The 16,404-nt window shown below is 63.5% G+C and carries 17 protein-coding genes; 3 read left to right on the plus strand and 14 right to left on the minus strand.

What is annotated here, in order from left to right:
* Positions 1-140: 140 nt before the first annotated feature.
* From QM748_RS02685 to QM748_RS02710, 6 genes are all read right to left on the minus strand, one after another.
* Complete coding sequence (locus tag QM748_RS02685; RefSeq protein ID WP_415245526.1) at positions 141-1,028, minus strand: pirin family protein; 888 nt, start codon at positions 1,026-1,028, stop codon at positions 141-143.
* Positions 1,029-1,393: 365 nt separating this feature from the next.
* A complete protein-coding gene (locus tag QM748_RS02690; protein ID WP_415245527.1) occupies positions 1,394-2,362 on the minus strand; it encodes a DUF2971 domain-containing protein in 969 nt (322 codons plus the stop codon).
* A gap of 366 nt (positions 2,363-2,728) precedes the next feature.
* Positions 2,729-3,580 (minus strand): hypothetical protein, encoded by an 852-nt coding sequence (locus tag QM748_RS02695; RefSeq protein ID WP_415245528.1) that lies wholly within the window; start codon positions 3,578-3,580, stop codon positions 2,729-2,731.
* On the minus strand, positions 3,577-4,245 hold the full coding sequence (locus QM748_RS02700; protein WP_415245529.1) for a hypothetical protein: 669 nt from the start codon (positions 4,243-4,245) through the stop codon (positions 3,577-3,579). The genes QM748_RS02695 and QM748_RS02700 overlap by 4 nt, the downstream gene beginning before the upstream one ends.
* Positions 4,246-4,512: 267 nt before the next feature.
* Complete coding sequence (locus QM748_RS02705) at positions 4,513-4,917, minus strand: hypothetical protein (RefSeq protein ID WP_415245530.1); 405 nt, start codon at positions 4,915-4,917, stop codon at positions 4,513-4,515.
* 26 nt (positions 4,918-4,943) lie between these two features.
* The gene (locus QM748_RS02710; RefSeq protein WP_415245531.1) at positions 4,944-5,123 is read right to left on the minus strand and encodes a prepilin-type N-terminal cleavage/methylation domain-containing protein; all 180 of its coding nucleotides are present in this window, start codon (positions 5,121-5,123) and stop codon (positions 4,944-4,946) included.
* A 596-nt stretch (positions 5,124-5,719) separates the two neighbouring features.
* On the opposite strand from QM748_RS02710, the gene QM748_RS02715 reads away from it, so the two are divergent.
* Positions 5,720-6,109 carry a hypothetical protein gene (locus tag QM748_RS02715; RefSeq protein WP_415245532.1) on the plus strand — a complete coding sequence of 130 codons (390 nt, stop codon included), beginning with the start codon at positions 5,720-5,722 and terminating at the stop codon, positions 6,107-6,109.
* A 6-nt stretch (positions 6,110-6,115) separates the two neighbouring features.
* Here the strand turns inward: QM748_RS02715 and QM748_RS02720 are convergent, their stop codons facing one another.
* From QM748_RS02720 to tsaE, 8 genes are all read right to left on the minus strand, one after another.
* Entirely contained in the window at positions 6,116-7,117 is a 1,002-nt protein-coding gene (locus QM748_RS02720; protein ID WP_415245533.1) for an STAS-like domain-containing protein, read from the minus strand.
* A 72-nt stretch (positions 7,118-7,189) separates the two neighbouring features.
* Positions 7,190-8,146, minus strand: coding sequence for a 4-hydroxy-3-methylbut-2-enyl diphosphate reductase (gene ispH, locus QM748_RS02725; RefSeq protein ID WP_415245534.1), 957 nt, complete (start codon positions 8,144-8,146; stop codon positions 7,190-7,192).
* Between the two features lie 30 nt (positions 8,147-8,176).
* Positions 8,177-8,605, minus strand: a complete 429-nt coding sequence (locus tag QM748_RS02730; RefSeq protein WP_415245535.1) for an FKBP-type peptidyl-prolyl cis-trans isomerase — start codon at positions 8,603-8,605, stop codon at positions 8,177-8,179.
* Positions 8,602-9,117 (minus strand): signal peptidase II, encoded by a 516-nt coding sequence (gene lspA / locus QM748_RS02735; protein WP_415248002.1) that lies wholly within the window; start codon positions 9,115-9,117, stop codon positions 8,602-8,604. The genes QM748_RS02730 and lspA overlap by 4 nt, the downstream gene beginning before the upstream one ends.
* Before the next feature lie 25 nt (positions 9,118-9,142).
* Positions 9,143-11,959 carry an isoleucine--tRNA ligase gene (gene ileS / locus QM748_RS02740; protein ID WP_415245536.1) on the minus strand — a complete coding sequence of 939 codons (2,817 nt, stop codon included), beginning with the start codon at positions 11,957-11,959 and terminating at the stop codon, positions 9,143-9,145.
* A gap of 49 nt (positions 11,960-12,008) precedes the next feature.
* On the minus strand, positions 12,009-12,953 hold the full coding sequence (locus QM748_RS02745) for a bifunctional riboflavin kinase/FAD synthetase (protein ID WP_415245537.1): 945 nt from the start codon (positions 12,951-12,953) through the stop codon (positions 12,009-12,011).
* Positions 12,954-13,127: 174 nt separating this feature from the next.
* The gene (locus tag QM748_RS02750) at positions 13,128-14,507 is read right to left on the minus strand and encodes an N-acetylmuramoyl-L-alanine amidase (RefSeq protein ID WP_415245538.1); all 1,380 of its coding nucleotides are present in this window, start codon (positions 14,505-14,507) and stop codon (positions 13,128-13,130) included.
* The gene (tsaE, locus tag QM748_RS02755; protein ID WP_415245539.1) at positions 14,447-14,992 is read right to left on the minus strand and encodes a tRNA (adenosine(37)-N6)-threonylcarbamoyltransferase complex ATPase subunit type 1 TsaE; all 546 of its coding nucleotides are present in this window, start codon (positions 14,990-14,992) and stop codon (positions 14,447-14,449) included. Before tsaE ends, QM748_RS02750 begins: the two co-directional genes overlap by 61 nt.
* A 15-nt stretch (positions 14,993-15,007) precedes the next feature.
* On the opposite strand from tsaE, the gene queG reads away from it, so the two are divergent.
* Together queG and QM748_RS02765 are read left to right on the plus strand one after the other, a co-directional pair.
* Entirely contained in the window at positions 15,008-16,123 is a 1,116-nt protein-coding gene (queG, locus tag QM748_RS02760; RefSeq protein WP_415245540.1) for a tRNA epoxyqueuosine(34) reductase QueG, read from the plus strand.
* A gap of 70 nt (positions 16,124-16,193) precedes the next feature.
* Positions 16,194-16,394 (plus strand): SlyX family protein, encoded by a 201-nt coding sequence (locus QM748_RS02765; protein WP_263459944.1) that lies wholly within the window; start codon positions 16,194-16,196, stop codon positions 16,392-16,394.
* The last annotated feature ends 10 nt before the right edge of the window (positions 16,395-16,404 follow it).

The raw sequence follows: 16,404 nt of genomic DNA on the forward strand, positions 1-16,404 counted from the left end.
GTTATAACCGATGTTATCACGTCGTTTCCAGGCCCGGTAAATCTCGGCAATCGGCAGCGTAGGCGCGCTGTTGGCACAGACGTCAGCGCAGTGCTTTGCAACACGGCGCGCTGACTGCAGCCCGAGCCGCCTGCCGGGCGTCAGCCGGCGGACGAAGCCCAAGGCAGCGCAGGCGCCACCAGCCGCTTGCCGCCATCCCCCGGAACGTGGCCGAAGCGTGCCGCGCCCGATTCCCAGTCGGCCTGGGCCTGGGCGACGTAGTCGCGGTCGTGGCCGACGAAGTTCCACCACATCGTGACGTCGCGCCCGAACGGAGCGCCGCCCACCAGCAGCGCACGGCTGGTGGCGGCGAACCCGAGGTCGAGGCGATCTGGCCCCGGGCCGAGATAGGCGAATTCATCCTCGGCCAGGCGCTCGCCGGCCACCGACACCCCGCCTTCCAGCGCCAGCACGCCGTACTCGAAGCCGGGCTCCAGCGCCACCGTGGTCGTGCCGCCCCCGGCGGATGCGAGGTCCATTCCCAGCAGCGGCGTGAAGACCCGCGTGGGCGCCTGGTGTTCCGCATGGCGGCCCGCCAGCAACGTACAGGCCACGCCGTCCTGCGACCAGTTCGGCAGCACAGGGTAATGCTCGAATGCGGCAGCGGTATCCGCATGCTCCGGCGGCAGCGCGATCCATAGCTGGGCCGCGTGCAGCCTTTCTTCCCCCGGCAGCGAGTCTTCGGTATGCACGATGCCCGTGCCGGCGGTCATCACGTTGACCTGGCCCGGCTGGATCACCTGTTCGCTGCCGAGGCTGTCGCGGTGCAGGATGCAGCCCTCGATCATCCACGTGAAAGTCTGCAGACAGGTGTGTGGATGGGCGCCCACGTGCATGCCCTGGCCGGCGCCGAAACTCACCGGGCCGAGGTGGTCGAGAAAACACCACGCACCCACCATCCGGCGCTGGCGCGTGGGCAGGGCGCGGAAGATGGCCAGGCCTTCTCCGATTTCGGCTTTCCGCAGTGAAATGCGCTCGATCGTGCTCATGGGGGACAGTCAGGCCGTGTGGTGGGGGATGCCTGTACTGTAGTGCTGGGGGTGGGAAAGGCCAAGCTTCAGTTTTCTGCGCCGTTCATGGGGCACAGCAAGCTCTGCTGGTGCTGGTACTTTCCCAGGTTTGCTGACGCGACGTGGTGTGGATAGTTCGACCGGGCGTTTATATCTCTACACACTGTGACGGTGCATAAGACATTGCTGTGCTCAATATGTCACACACAGTTCGCGAGCCTTTCGACTATCCTCTATTCGAATCGAATGGGTGAATGACTCTAATCGGCCAGAAGCGGTCATTGCAAGATGCATCACACAAAGACAGCTACTTGCATAATTTCGCTCGTGCCTGATTCAGTGGGTCAAGATCGGAATGGAATCACCGACCGCTCAACTTTCACATTGTTATAGGAGTGTGCTCTCAAAAGTGCGTTAATCGAAGCATAATTGCGCTGAAAATCGACTCCAGGGCCTACAACTATGCGTTCTAGAGGAAGGCGGGGTTCATGGCCATCTCTGAGGAGATTTAATGACATCGGTATATAAGGAATTACATCACTTCCTTTTGCCCTGAATTTAAGGGGTAACTCGTTATGGAAATTATTTTTACCGTCATCAGAATAACTGCACACTAAGCGACTCTCTTGTTCTTCGCTGTAGCTGGAGTCTTTGAAAGATTTAGCTAGAACACTCAATGTGTGAGCCCATTCATCGTGCATACTGTCCCCCCACTTTCCAGTGGCAGACACGAACAAATCAAGAAGGTCCAGAGCAAGATCCTTAAGTCCTTCGTCGCCGTAAATAATATCGTAATAACTAGCGATTTGAGGATGGGGCAGCATACCTTCAAAATTAAGCCCGACTGCGTAACCCTTGCCAAAACTGCCATACCCTCGCCATTGGCTAAGCAGATCACCGCTGATCGAAAGGCTGGCGGCGAAGGTGGAGTAATTCCAACGCGGGTTGAGTAGGGCCTTTTCAAGACCTGTAATGATGCTCTCCTCTATATCGCTGACGCCGCCAGGCTTCGAACTCATGAGTTCCAGCAACCGTTCTGGCAAAAATCCTCCCTCTGAAGGATCATTTAGGAAACGAATATCCGTCGCCCACAATCTACTGTTTTCAATAATTCCTAATAAGCCTGCCGCGTCAGTATAGTGATAACGAAGCCCCTTCCTTCGCCATCCATATTTAGGTAGCTCATGCTTTTCATGCAAGTACCCTAAAAGGACCATCATGTGTGGGCATTTCATTACTTCTTCACGGGAGCACATTTTCTTGAAGTTTTGCGACTGATCTTCACTAGCGGCAGTAAGTTCCGAGTTGTTCATTTGTCTTTGCTCTTCCTTCAAACGCCTGATAATAACTGACCTCTACAAGCTCGATTTAACCAGCTTATCGATTGGCAGCAAGAAATGCCATTGTGTTTCTGAAAGTATCGGGATGCCCCCCATCGCCGCAACTTGTTTGGAGCAAAGCATCCAACCTCACTGAGAACGTCCGGAATGGGTCGATTTCAGCCGCTTAAATTATCGCTCAATCCGTCCTATTACTCGTCCGCCGGAGTCCGCGCTTTCGCCATCAGCTGCCAAGTCATCCGGTCATCATCGAAACGATCCAGGCACTGATCCGGCGCCGGGCACGATTCCTACGCCGTTTCCCGGTTTTCTTCTTGTACGTGGAAAGCGCCGCTGTGCCTACGGCCTTTCCAGCCCGGCGATCTTCAGTTCCCGCAATCTGAAGCGCCCTTCGGCGAACTCATAGCCGATGCGCAGCGGATCGTCCGGGAAGGCGTTCAGCTCGCCGCTGTCGATCAGCGCCTGCGGGTTGGTCAGCGCCTGGCCGAAGCGCGCCTCGTAGCGCTGCTGGGCGGCACGCAGCGCCATCAGGCCCTGCAGCCGGATGATGCGTTTGTCCAGCATGCCCTGCAGCTTGGGATCGCTCGTCTGAGCATGCTCGCGCTGCAGGAACTCCAATGCAGCGCTGTCGTCCATCAACTCGCCCGCGGCCAGCATGATGGCGAACTTGCGAAAGCCGGCCGCGTTGTCGGTGGCACGTTCGGCGGCCGTCTCCAGCGCCGCGCGGGCACCGTCGACGTCGTGCAGGAAGAAATACTGGTTGAAGCCGTAGAAGAAGGGCGGCACCTCGTCCCAGAAGCGGCAATCGGTTGCGCGCCTGAGCAAGTCGTTGCCCTCGGCCACCGCGCCGCCCCAGGTCAGCAATGCATTGCCCTGGTAGTAGTTGTCCTCGTGGCAGGGATTCAACTGCGCCACGACGCGCCGCGCACGGATGGCGAAAGAGGCATTGGCTTCCGCCGCCTCCGGCGCGTCGCTGGCGGTGGCGACAGCGCGGATCGACTCGAAGTTCGCCGCCAGGAAGCGGTCGCCACCGGTCAGCAACAACTGCACCGGCGCCGACAGCACCACGCGGTCGAAGACTTCGGCCGGCGGTGCGGCATTGACGGGCGGACGCATCGCCCAGATCGCCGCGAACAGGCCGAAGCCGGCTACCGCGACCGCCAGTGGAGCGAGGTTCCTGCTATCCATCATGCGAACTTCTTGCGGTTCAGCGCCCACACCGACAGACCCAGCAGGGCCGCCGCATAAGCCAGCGCCGAGACCACGCGCAGCGCCCAGTCCTCGGGCAGGAACTGCCACTGGCCGTAGAGCGAGATCATCCGCACATCCAGTGCGGCCAGATCGGGCAGCAGGTAGCCGAGCAGGCTCAGCGACGACTGGTAAGTGTCGGCATGGCCGACCAGCGTGCTGTCGCGGGTCAACAGCGCGACGATGGCGGAATAGGAGCGGGCCACCAGCATGAAGCCGAGGGTGCCGATGAGGACGAAGCTGGGTGTGGTGGTAGTGACGGCGATCAGGGTGCCGATGGTGAGCACGACCAGCAGGTCGAGGGCGATGAAAGCGAGGGTGACGAGATAGGGCAGGCCGAGATCGGGGGGTGTGGACTGGGCGTAGCCGTGGCCGATCCAGGTGGTCAGGCCGGCGAGCAGGGCGCCGAGCACGGCGAGCAGGCCGAGCATCAGCAGCGCGATGGCGGCGACGCGGCCGAGCAGGAACTGATGGCGCGGGCGCGGATAGGTCAGGGAGGTGAGGTAGAGCTTGCGGTCGAGCTCGTGGGAGATGAGGATCTGGAGAAAGAAAGCGGTTGCAAAAGGTAGGACAAGGCGGATAACAGACAGGCTAACATCCAACCCCACAGTGTTAGGCTGGCGGCTACTGAATTGATAGCTGAATAACGTAGTGATGCCTAGTATGATTGCCGAGCAGAGGGTTAGTGGAATAAGGCGAGCACGACAAGCTAAGCGTAATGCGATGAAAAAATCCGACATTGAATTTTCTGGCCAATACTTACTTTTTGATTATGAGTAAGATGTGGTTATCGTTGATTACGTGCTCTGATTAGAATGGCCATTTCGTGAATTATGGAAATGGCCATTCTAAATTAGTTTTAAGGCCAGATTTTATTAAAGGCGACTGGAGGCAAAATCCTCGGCGTCACCTGCGCTGCAACTTCCTTCCGGATATTCGCTCGTCACCGTGCCGCGAAGAGTGGATGCAGTCGGCATTGCAGGGCCTGAAACACTCTGTGGAGCGGTCGTGCAAGTTGTGTTGTCATTGGGGTCGGTGCAGGTCGTAACGTCAGCACTACGGCTCGTCAGTCGTCCAGCGGTGTGGCATGCTGACATGACGATTTGAGCATCATTGCAGGCAACTCCAGCGACTACACCGGTTGTGAGGTTAATAGTCACATCTTCATTCAACAATTCGCAGTCTGTCATCAAGACACGACCGCTGGGCGCGGTGATTTCAACTGCGCTGGCGAGTCCGGAAAAAACCAAGCCAGCAAGTAGCAAGGAAAGCTTCTTCATTTTCTGTTCTCCGAGAGTTCGTAAAGTTAGCGCAGGGAAGAAATGATGGCGGTGACGCCATTCTTCACGTCTGCAACGGCCGATGTGTCATTCGCACGTTGCCGATACTCGTTAAATTGCGGAATCGCGATCGCAGCCAGAATGCCGATGATCGCCACGACGATCATCAGTTCGATCAGGGTGAAGCCTTTCTGCACTTTTTTCATTTTGTGCTCCCGTTGATTGGAATGCCGGGATGTCGAAGCACTATGCTTTCGCCACCTTCCGGCTTTCCTTTCGCAACTGCCGTGCCAGCCATTCAGGCGTGATCCATTTCACGGAATGTCGGCTGTGGCACAGGGTGGGGATGGCGTCGGCATTGCCGTGGCACGGGCGAGGTTGTGCCACGATGACGAGTGGCACGGCTGGGCGACTTCACATCAGTCAACAGCTTTTAGCTGTGCGATGAAGATGTGTCTGCGTAATGCCGTACATTGGAACCGCACTGATCCATGGAGGCGAGCGGGCTCGGTAAAGCAATGGGTCATGGCTAATCTAGCGATCATTGGTATTACCGACTAGGGCGTGACCCAGCCAGGCAGTGCTAAACTGCCGCAGCAGCAAGACCCTTGGGAAAACGGCATGGACTTCATCAACCTGAGCACGGCGATTTCGCTCACCGGCCTGAGCAAGCGCACTTTGTGGCGACGAATTGCTGATGGGGTCTTGCGAACTGAAGTGAATTCTGTTACCCCCCCCCCCCCCGCAAAACCCACAGACCCGCGTCTGTCTCGATGACGCGCTGAAGCTGTCTCCGCTCGAATTGGGGGCGGATGACCGGGCGCTGATCCTTGCTGCGGATGGTGGCGAGGCCGAAGCGCAGTGCGACCTGGGCCTGCTGTTGCTGGGCCAGGGGCGTGCGGAAGATGCGCTGGGCTGGTTCGAAGCGGCTGCGCGCCAGGATTATCCCGAGGGCATGCACTGGCTGGGGCGCTGCCTGATCGCGGGGCAGGGCGTGGCGGTGGACGAGAAGCGCGGCATCGACTGCATTGCCCGCGCGGCCAATCGGGGCCATCCGACTGCGCGGCGGATGATGCCCTTTCTGTACGATCCGGCGCGGCCGGTTCTGTCTCCTGCCGAAATGGATGCTGCGCTCGATCGCATCGAGCGCAGGCTGGTGCTGGCTACGCTCGAGGAGACGGCAGGGCGGTGAGCGGCTTCACGCCGCCCTCGCGCGTGCCACCATGTTCCTGACCCCCTCGGTCATGTTTATGGGCGTCATCTCGAGCGCCGGGTGTGAGGCTTGGAACACGCGGAATACTTCGTCTGCGAATGCCTGGCCGATTTCCTCGACTCCGGTGAAGTCGAGAACCACTGTCTGAAACCGTTCGAAGCGCATGGTCAATCGTTTGGCCTGCGAGCGTGACACGAGTTTTTCTCCTTCATGTTGCGCAAGCCGTACCGGGACGATCGTCTTTGCAAAGGTGTATTCCTCGGGTGCGGCGAATGTGTCGAACACAGCCTTCAGCGTGCGCGGGCTGTCGTTGGCGAGTGTCATCGCCACTTGGGTACCGGATGCTTCACTGCCGGTGTCCACCAGCCAGTCGGCGCTGGCCGCTTCATGCGAAAAAACCAGGCTGCGTGAAACGATCGAGAAATGATCGAACATGCGTGACGCAAAAAACACGCCTTCGCCGCTATGGCGTGCCGGATCGGTGGTCAGTTTTCCTTTTGCCAGTTCGAGGATCGATTCGCGCGGGTCGTAGAGACCCAGCAAGCGCTGGATGCGATGGAAGATACCTTCGCCGTCGTCGCTTACCTGCATGGCGGTATGCAGGGCAGTGCGCTCGACGGATACGATGACTTGCCGGCCTTCGGAGTGGTCGATTGCGTTATTGACCATTTCGGTGATGCCGTAGCGCCAGATGTCGACGACATTGGCCTGCAGGTCCGAGACGAGTGGTGCAATGTCCGACATCCAGAGGCGATGTTCGTCCAGGCCTTCCAGATCGTGGATCTTGCGAACGGACAGAATGGGGAGCAATTCGTAGCGGCGGCCGCGCCCGATGCCTTCCGCCTTGATGATGCCGTCTTCGGCCATACGCTTGAGGCGGGTGGCGATCGTCTGGCGCGATACCCCAAGCTCCCGGGCTGCCGTGGTGGCAACGTGCGGTTCACCGCTATCGATGATCCGCAGGATGAGTGTGTCGACGATGTCCATGGCCGTCCTGGTTTATGTAAAGCAGAGACAGCTTAAATGTAAAGTCTGGGCCAGGTAATGTAAAGCAGTTGTTTATCGCAAAGGGTCTGCGGCTTCCCTGTTCTGCAGTTCCTTCGGCAGCGGGAAGGTGACCTTCTCCGGCACGCCGTCCAGGTTGCGCACCTGGCCGCCGCTGAGCTCCTTCAGGCGTTCGATGACTTCGGCGACGAGCACTTCCGGGGCCGAGGCGCCGGCGGTGACGCCGACGCGGCGCTTGCCTTCGACCCATCCGGGGTCGATGCTGGCGGCGTTATCGACCAGGTAGGCCGGCACGCCGCGCAGTTCGGCCACTTCGCGCAGGCGGTTGGAGTTGGAGCTGTTCTTCGAGCCGACGACGAAGACCACGTCCGCATGCGGGGTCATGAACTTGACCGCATCCTGGCGGTTCTGCGTGGCGTAGCAGATGTCGTCCTTCTTCGGCCCGGTAATGTTCGGGAAGCGCTCGCGCAGCGCGGCGACGATGGCGGCGGCGTCGTCCACCGACAGCGTGGTCTGGGTGACGTAGGCCAGCATGTCGGGGTTGGCAACCTGCAGGCTGGCGACGTCGGCGGGGGTCTCGACCAGATGGATGCCGCTCTTGACCTGGCCCATGGTGCCTTCGACCTCGGGGTGGCCCTTGTGGCCGATCATGATCAGCTCACGGCCTTGCTCGCGCATGCGGCCGACTTCGATGTGCACCTTGGTGACCAGCGGGCAGGTGGCGTCGAACACGCGCAGGCCGCGCTGCTCGGCTTCCTGGCGCACGGCCTGCGATACGCCGTGGGCGGAGAAGATGACGGTGTTGCCGGCGGGGACTTCGTCCAGCTCCTCGACAAAGATGGCGCCCTTGTTGCGCAGGTCGTCGACGACGAACTTGTTGTGCACGACTTCGTGGCGCACGTAGATCGGCGCGCCGAAGCGCTGCAGTGCGCGCTCGACGATTTCGATGGCGCGCTCGACGCCGGCACAGAAGCCGCGCGGGTTGGCCAGCAGGATTTCCTTGTCGCTCATGTTCTCAACTCTGTCGGGAGAGGGTGTTGCTCAGGACACGCCGATCACTTCCACCTCGAAGCGGATGGATTTGCCGGCGAGCGGGTGGTTGAAGTCGATCAGCGCCGACTGTTCGTCGATCTCGCGCACGAGGCCGGAGTAGCGCGAGCCGTCGGGGGCGGTGAACTCCATGATGCTCATCGCTCCGATCTCTTCGTCGGGCATGTGTTCGCGCTTGACGCGCTCGACCAGTTCCGTGCGGTGCGGGCCGAAAGCCTCTTCGGCTTCGAGCTCGAAGACGTGGCGGGTGCCGGGCTCGAGGCCGATCATCAACTGCTCCATCGCCGGCAGCATTTCGCCGGCGCCGAGCTGCAGCGTGGCGGGCGTGGCGTTGAAGGTGCTGATCAGCGGCTGGCCGTTGGGCAGCGAGATGCGGTAGTGCAGCGTGACGAGGCTGTTGGCCTGGACGGTCTGGCTCACGAGGATTTCTCCGGGGACGGCGGGTTGCCGTGGCGGAACTGGCCCCACAGCATCAACACCACGCCGACGGTAATGGCCGAGTCGGCCAGGTTGAACGCAGGCCAGCTGTAGCCGGCGTAGTGGAAATGCAGGAAGTCCACCACCGCGCCATGCACCAGGCGGTCGTAGACGTTGCCGATGGCGCCGCCGATGATCATCGCGAAGGCCGTCGGCAGCAGCTTCTCGGCGCGATGGCGCCAGGTCTCGACCAGCAGCCAGCTGCAGATGATCACCGCCAGCCCGGTAAAGAACCAGCGCTGCCAGCCGCTGTGCTCGGCCAGGAAGCTGAAGGCCGCGCCGCGGTTGAACACCAGCACGAGGTCGAAGAAGCCGGTGACGGGTATCACCTGGCCGAGGTGCAGGCTGTCCAGCACCCACTGCTTGCTGAGCTGGTCCAGCACTGCAACGGCGATGGCCAGCGCCAGCCAGGGCAGCATGGCGACGAAACCAGGCGGCGAAGAGGCCTCGCGCATGATGGACGAGGGGCGGGGCAGGGCGTCAGGCATGGCGGCGGGTTTCGCCTTCGCCGAACAGGTTGCTCACGCAGCGGCCGCACAGCGTCGGATGCTCGGCATGCTTGCCGACCGATTCGACGTAGTGCCAGCAGCGCTCGCACTTCTGCGCCTCGCTCGGCGTGGCGGCGATGCCTTCGTCCTCGACACTGGCGGCTTCGCTCAGCGTCGCGGCCGAGGTCATGGTGACGAAGCGCAGGTCTTCGCCGAGGCTGGCCATGGCGCTGAACTTGTCGGCGGTCAGCGCCAGTGAGAGTTCGGCCTGCAGCGAGGAGCCGACCTTGCCTTCGGTGCGCAGCGCCTCAATGACCTTGAGGCTTTCGGCGCGCACCGCGCGGATGGTTTCCCAGCGCGCGATCAGGCCGGCTTCGCCTTCCTGGGCCGGCAGGGCGTGGAAGGTGTGCAGCATGATGCTGTCGGCCTCCTCGCCGTCCTTGACCGGGTTCAGGATGGCCCAGGCCTCCTCGGCGGTGAAGGACAGGATGGGCGCCATCAGTTTCAGCAGGGTCTGGGTGATGTGCCACAGTGCGGTCTGCGCGGCGCGGCGCGCCTGGCTGCCGGCGGCCGTGGTGTACAGGCGGTCCTTGAGGATATCGAGGTAGAAGGCGCCGAGGTCCTCGGCGCAGAACACCTGCAGCGCCTGCACGATGCGGTGGAATTCCATCCGTTCGTAGTCGGCCTCGGCCTGCTGCGCCAGTCTGCGGGTGAAGGCGAGCGCGTAGCGGTCGATGTCCATCCACTGTTCGAGCGGCACCGCGTCGCGGGCGATGTCGAAGTCGGCGGTGTTGGCGAGCAGGAAGCGCAGCGTGTTGCGGATGCGGCGATAGACTTCGACCACGCGGTCGAGGATTTCCTTGGAGATCGACAGTTCGCCGGAGTAGTCGGTCGAGGCGACCCATAGGCGCAGGATCTCGGCGCCGAGCTTGCCGGTGACTTCCTGCGGCACGACGACGTTGCCGAGCGACTTGCTCATCTTGCGGCCCTGGCCGTCGACCGCGAAGCCGTGGGTCAGCAGGCTGCGGTAGGGGGCGTGGCCGTCGATGGCGCAGCCGGTCAGCAGCGAGGAATGGAACCAGCCGCGGTGCTGGTCCGAGCCTTCCAGGTACATGTCGGCGCGCGGGCCTTCGGGGTGGCCGTCGTTGTGCGAGCCGCGCAGCACGTGCTTGTGCGTGGTGCCGGAGTCGAACCAGACGTCGAGGGTGTCGCTGATCTTGTCGTAGTGGGCGGCTTCGGCGCCGAGCAGTTCGGCGGCGTCGAGGCGGAACCAGGCTTCGATGCCTTCCTGCTCGACGCGCTTGGCGACTTCTTCCATCAGTTCGACGGTGCGCGGGTGCAGCTCGCCGGTTTCCTTGTGCAGGAAGAAGGGGATCGGCACGCCCCAGTTGCGCTGGCGCGAGATGCACCAGTCGGGCCGGTTGGCGATCATCGCGTGCAGGCGGGCCTGGCCCCAGCCGGGGTAGAACTTGGTGGCCTCGACCGCGCGCAGCGCGCGTTCGCGCAGCGTCGAGCCGTCGGTCGCGGTCCGGTCCATGCCGACGAACCATTGCGCGGTGGCGCGATAGACCAGCGGCGTCTTGTGGCGCCAGCAGTGCATGTAGCTGTGGGTGATCTTGCCGTTCGACAGCAGCGCACCGGCTTCTTCGAGCTTGGCGACGATGGCGGGACCGGCCTTCCAGATGTTCATGCCGCCGAAGAAGGGCAGGTCGGGCACGTATTCGCCGCCGCCCATCACCAGCGACAGGATGTCCTCGTTGCTGCGGCCGTAGGCGCGCCAGGAGTTGAAGTCATCCACGCCGTGGGCGGGCGCCGAGTGCACGATGCCGGTGCCGGCGTCCACGCCGACGTAGTCGGCCAGATAGACCGGCGACACGCGGTCGTAGAAGGGGTGGTGGAACTCGATGCGCTCGAGCGCCGCGCCTTTGGTCGTGGCGACGATGCGGCCCTCGCGCTGGTAGCGCTGCAGCGCGGATTCGACGAGTTCGCTGGCGATCACCAGCAGGCGGTCGCCGACGTCAACCAGGGCGTAGTCCAGCTCGGGGTGGGCGTTGAGTGCCTGGTTAGCGGGGATGGTCCACGGCGTGGTGGTCCAGATCACCGCGGCGGCGGGCTTGTCCAGCTTCGCCAGGCCGAAGGCGGCGGCGAGCTTTGCCGCTTCGCCGTCGGCCAGCGGAAAGGCGACGTCGATGGTCGGCGACTGCTTGTCGGCGTATTCGACTTCGGCCTCGGCCAGTGCCGAGCCGCAGTCGAAGCACCAGTTGACCGGCTTCAGGCCCTTGAACACGTAGCCGTTCTTCGTCATCTCGGCCAGCGCGCGGATCTCGTTGGCTTCGTTGGCGAAGTTCATCGTCAGGTAGGGATCGTTCCAGTCACCGAGCACGCCGAGGCGGATGAAGTCGGCCTTCTGGATCTCGACCTGCTCGGCGGCATAGGCGCGGCACAGTTCGCGCACCTTGTCGGCGGGCAGGTTCTTGCCGTGGGTGACTTCGACCTTGTGCTCGATCGGCAGGCCGTGACAGTCCCAGCCCGGCACGTAGGGCGCATCGAAACCGGCCAGGGTCTTCGAGCGGACGATGATGTCCTTGAGGATCTTGTTCAGCGCATGGCCGATGTGCAGGCTGCCGTTGGCGTAGGGCGGGCCGTCGTGCAGCACGAACTTGGGCCGGCCGGCGCTGGCCTTGCGGATGCGCTGGTAGAGCTTGCGCTGTTGCCAGTCGGCAATCCAGCCCGGCTCGCGCTTGGGCAGGTCGCCGCGCATCGGGAAGGAGGTGTCGGGCAGGTTGAGCGTCTTGCGGTAGTCGGCCATGGCGGAAAGGTCGGTCTCGTGGGGTTCTGTGGGGCGCGGGCGCCGCGGGTCAGGCTTGCAGACGGTCGGGGTGGTCGGCAAGCCACTGGCGTGCGTTGTCGGCGTCGAGCGCGATCTGGGCGCGCAGCGCATCGAAGGATTCGAATTTTCGCTCGGCGCGCAGTTTGTGCAGGAAATGGACGCGGATGTGGGCGCCGTAGCATTCCTGCGTCCAGTCGAAGAGGTGCACTTCCAGCCGGGCGCGGCCGCTCGAAGTGGCGGTCGGGCGCACGCCGATGTTGGCGACACCGGCGACCGGGCCGTCGGCGAGGCCTTCGACGCTGACTGCATAGACGCCGGTGAGCGCCGGGCGGCGGTGCTGCATCTGGATGTTGGCGGTCGGGAAGCCGATCTGGCGGCCGAGCTTGTCGCCGTGGCTGACGCGGCCGGCGATGCTGTAGGGGCGGCCGAGCAGGCGTGCGGCATGGGCCAGGTCGGCCTCCGCGAGGGCATCGCGTACAGCCGAGCTGGACACGCGTTCGCCAGCTACCGCCAGAGTGGGCATGGATTCGACGGCAAAGCCGTGCTGCGCACCGGCGGCCTGCAGCATGGCGAAATCGCCCTGGCGGCGGCTGCCGAAGCGGAAATCGTCGCCGACGAACAGGTGGCGCACGGCGAGGCCGCGAACCAGGGTGTCATCGATGAAGGCCTGTGCCGGCTGTGCGGCAAAGCGGGCGTCGAAGCGGCAGATGTGGGTGCGGTCAACGCCGGCAGCGTCGAGCAGCAGCAGCTTCTCGCGCAACGAGGCAAGGCGCGCGGGCGCATCGGCGGGGATGAAGTATTCGCGCGGATGCGGCTCGAAGGTGAGCACCACCGCCGGCAGGCCGAGCGAACGCGCCTTGCCGGTGAGCAGCTTGAGCAGTGCCTGGTGGCCGAGATGGACGCCATCGAAGTTGCCGATGGTGAGTACCGTGGCCGAGTCCGCGTGCTCGGGAATCCCGCGAAAAACCCGCATAAGCGCCTGAAAAAGGCGCAATTATAGCGGCAAAAAGGGGGCTTTGCGAAACGCTTGACCCACAAACGAACCGCTCAATTCGCTACATTTCTACATGGTGCTGCCAGCACTTCCGACGATCTGCCCCCCCCTGATTCTGCGTTGGGCGAAGGCTGCGGATCGTCTCGGCAGCGATCAGCCCAGGCTGGCGACCCGTGCCGGTCCGGCTGGCGGATTGGTCTCGAAGTAGCGCTTGATGCCGCGCAGCAGGGCGGTGGCCATCTTGTCCTGATAGGCCTCGTCATTGAGCCGCTTTTCTTCCTGCGGGTTGCTGATGAAGGCGGTTTCGACCAGCACCGAGGGAATGTCGGGCGCCTTCAGCACCGCGAAGCCGGCCTGTTCGACGTCGGACTTGTGCAGGCGGTTGATGCCGCCGATCTCGCCGAGCATGGCGCGGCCGAGCTTGAGGCTGTCGTTGATCGTCGCGGTCTGCGACAGATCGAGCAGGGTGCGGGCGATGTGGCCGTCCTGACGGGCGAGATTGACGCCGCCGACCAGGTCGGCGTCGTTTTCCTTCTGCGCCAGCCAGCGTGCCGCGGTACTGCTGGCGCCGCGTTCCGACAGCACGTACACCGAGCTGCCGTTGGCTTCCGGCTTGACGAAGGCATCGGCGTGGATGGAGACGAAGAGGTCGGCCCGCACCTTGCGCGCGCGGGTGACGCGCTGGCCGAGCGGCACGAAGTAGTCGCCGTCGCGGGTGAGCACCGCGCGCATGTTCGGCTCGGCGTCGATCTTGCGCTTCAGGCGGCGGGCGATCGACAGCGTGACGTTCTTCTCGTAGCTGCCGGCGCGGCCGACGGCGCCGGGGTCCTCGCCGCCATGGCCGGGGTCGAGCACCACGGTGTACAGGCGCTTGACCGCCGGTTCGGCGCGTTGGGCGGCGTTGCGTTCCTGCGGCACCGGACGGGTGTTGGAAGTGCTGGCCTGGACGCTGCTCTGCGCGCTGTCGCCGGCTGCGGCGTCCATCGGCGAATCCTTCATGATCAGCGCCAGCAGCGGGTCGTGTTCTTCGGTCGGGTGCAGGTCGAGCACCAGGCGATGGCCGTAGTCGCCGACCGGCGCCAGCGTGAACACCTGCGGGTTGATCGGCGCCTTCAGCTCGATCACCACGCGGACCACGCCCGGACGGTTCTGGCCGGCGCGGATCAGGCGGATGTAGGGGTCGGAGTCGAGCACCTTCGACGACAGCGATTGCAGCACGCTGTTCAGTTCCACGCCTTCGAGGTCCACCACGAGGCGGTCGGGATCCTGCACCAGCATGTGCGTGTAGCGCAGGCTGGTCGAGCCTTCGAGCGTGATGCGGGTATATTCCGGCGAGGGCCAGACGCGGACCGCGAGCAGGCTGGCGGGTGCGGCGAAACCCACCGGGCTGACCAGCAGCGCAAGCGTGGCACCGGCAAACTTCAACAGGCCGCGGCGGCCGACTCCGCGGCTGCCAGTGCCGGTTTCAGGGTTCAATCCGGCTTGGGCGCCGGGTCCGCGCCCCGCAATGCTCTCACCAGTTCGATCACGCATGTCTGCCCCGCATCGGTCCTTCCGTGGATCTCCACAAATCGCCCTGAATCCCGTGCGTCGAGCCGGATTTCGACGTCGGGCAACGGCAAATATGGAAGGGCCTTGTCCGGCCATTCCACGATGCACACGCCCTGATCGGCGAAGTATTCGTCCAGCCCCGCGTCCAGATATTCTTCTGGCGAATTGAAGCGATAAAAATCAAAGTGATATAAGTCTAATCTAGAAACTACGTAAGGTTCAATCAAGGTGTAGGTAGGACTTTTCACCTTGCCTTCGTGACCGAGTGCACGGAGCAGCCCTCGAGTGAGGGTGGTCTTGCCCATGCCGAGGTTGCCTTGCAGCCAGATCTTCAGCCCTGGGCGCAGAATGGCGGCCAGCGCGGCGCCCAGGGCCTCGGTGTCCGCTTCGGCCGGCAAGTGCGCGTGCAGGTGGGCACCGGCGGGGTGGCTACCGTTATCATCGGCGGCGTTGAGCAACTCGATCATGGAATCCTCTTGTCGATGGCGGTGAAGGGCCTGGATTCAGGTGTGGACGCGGGTCCGGTCGATGGACCGGCTGCCGCGGTGGATGGCGCAGCGCTGCTGGCGCAGATTCGCCTGTGGGCGGCCGAGCTGGGCTTCGGCGCCGTCGGCGTCGCCGGGGTGGACCTGGGCAGCGCCGAACCCGGGCTTGCCGCCTGGCTGGAAGCCGGTTTCCACGGCGAGATGGATTATATGTTGCGCCACGGCATGAAGCGCGCCCGGCCGGCCGAACTGCAGCCGGGCACCTTGCGCGTGATCAGCCTGCGGCTCGACTACTGGCCTGCCGCCGCCGAGGCGCGGGCCGCGCTGGCCGACGGCGCGCGCGCCTACGTGTCGCGCTACGCGCTGGGGCGCGATTACCACAAGGTGCTGCGCAATCGCCTGCAGAAGCTGGCCGAGCGCATCACCACCGAAGTGCCGCACACTTTCCGGGTGTTCACCGATTCGGCGCCGGTGCTGGAAGTCGAGCTGGCCAGCCGCAACGGCCTGGGCTGGCGCGGCAAGCACACCTTGCTGCTGGATCGCGGCGCCGGCTCGTGGTTCTTCCTTGGCGAGATCTTCACCGACCTGCCGCTGCCGCTCGACGAGCCGGTGCAGCCGCGCTGCGGCCGCTGTACGGCCTGTATCGACGCCTGTCCGACCGGCGCCATCGTCGCGCCCTACCGCGTCGATGCGCGCCGCTGCATCTCCTACCTGACGATCGAGCTGAAAAGCGCGATTCCGGAGGAGATGCGGACCATGCTCGGCAACCGCATCTATGGCTGCGACGATTGCCAGTTGGTATGCCCGTGGAACCGCTTCGCCAAGATGTCGAAGGAACCGGACTTTGCGCCGCGCCATCGGCTGGACAGTGCCGGCCTGGTCGAACTGTTTGCATGGGGCGAAGCGGACTTCGCCGAGCGCACCGCGGGCAGCCCCATTTACCGCATCGGCCACGAGCGCTGGCTGCGCAACATCGCCGTGGCGCTTGGCAATGCGCCGACCACGGCGGAAGTGCTGGCGGCGCTGCAGTCCCGCGCCGAGCATCCATCGGCACTGGTGCGTGAGCACGTCGCCTGGGCGTTGGCGCAGCATGGCCAGACGATGGCCGGCTAGAAACCCCCGGCCAGGCGCCCCCGCACTAGAATCTTCGCCCCTTGCCTTTCATCCCGGACCCGGACAGCCCATGCAAGACCGCCTCGAATCGCTCGAAACCAAGATGATGTCGGCCGAGGACCAGCTCGATGAATTGAACCGCACGGTGTGGCGGCAGCAGCAGGAGCTGGACCTGCTGCGAGAGCAGGTGCGCCACCTCGCCCAGCAGCTCAAGACCATCCAGCCCGGCGCGCCCGGCCGGCCGGAAGACGAGATCCCGCCGCACTGGTAGCGCCGGGCTG

It is taken from the genome of Thauera sp. (genome assembly GCF_047601425.1).
Taxonomy (GTDB): domain Bacteria; phylum Pseudomonadota; class Gammaproteobacteria; order Burkholderiales; family Rhodocyclaceae; genus Thauera.

What these genes read in the sequence shown, in the direction of transcription:
- QM748_RS02745 (WP_415245537.1), bottom strand. Translation starts at nt 12,953, where the DNA reads ATGCGGGTTTTTCGCGGGATTCCCGAGCACGCGGACTCGGCCACGGTA.
- QM748_RS02750 (WP_415245538.1), bottom strand. Translation starts at nt 14,507, where the DNA reads ATGCGTGATCGAACTGGTGAGAGCATTGCGGGGCGCGGACCCGGCGCC.
- ileS (WP_415245536.1), bottom strand. Translation starts at nt 11,959, where the DNA reads ATGGCCGACTACCGCAAGACGCTCAACCTGCCCGACACCTCCTTCCCG.
- QM748_RS02705 (WP_415245530.1), bottom strand. Translation starts at nt 4,917, where the DNA reads ATGAAGAAGCTTTCCTTGCTACTTGCTGGCTTGGTTTTTTCCGGACTC.
- QM748_RS02690 (WP_415245527.1), bottom strand. Translation starts at nt 2,362, where the DNA reads ATGAACAACTCGGAACTTACTGCCGCTAGTGAAGATCAGTCGCAAAAC.
- ispH (WP_415245534.1), bottom strand. Translation starts at nt 8,146, where the DNA reads ATGAGCGACAAGGAAATCCTGCTGGCCAACCCGCGCGGCTTCTGTGCC.
- QM748_RS02765 (WP_263459944.1), top strand. Translation starts at nt 16,194, where the DNA reads ATGCAAGACCGCCTCGAATCGCTCGAAACCAAGATGATGTCGGCCGAG.
- QM748_RS02685 (WP_415245526.1), bottom strand. Translation starts at nt 1,028, where the DNA reads ATGAGCACGATCGAGCGCATTTCACTGCGGAAAGCCGAAATCGGAGAA.
- tsaE (WP_415245539.1), bottom strand. Translation starts at nt 14,992, where the DNA reads ATGATCGAGTTGCTCAACGCCGCCGATGATAACGGTAGCCACCCCGCC.
- QM748_RS02720 (WP_415245533.1), bottom strand. Translation starts at nt 7,117, where the DNA reads ATGGACATCGTCGACACACTCATCCTGCGGATCATCGATAGCGGTGAA.
- QM748_RS02710 (WP_415245531.1), bottom strand. Translation starts at nt 5,123, where the DNA reads ATGAAAAAAGTGCAGAAAGGCTTCACCCTGATCGAACTGATGATCGTC.
- lspA (WP_415248002.1), bottom strand. Translation starts at nt 9,117, where the DNA reads ATGCGCGAGGCCTCTTCGCCGCCTGGTTTCGTCGCCATGCTGCCCTGG.
- queG (WP_415245540.1), top strand. Translation starts at nt 15,008, where the DNA reads ATGGCGGTGAAGGGCCTGGATTCAGGTGTGGACGCGGGTCCGGTCGAT.
- QM748_RS02695 (WP_415245528.1), bottom strand. Translation starts at nt 3,580, where the DNA reads ATGATGGATAGCAGGAACCTCGCTCCACTGGCGGTCGCGGTAGCCGGC.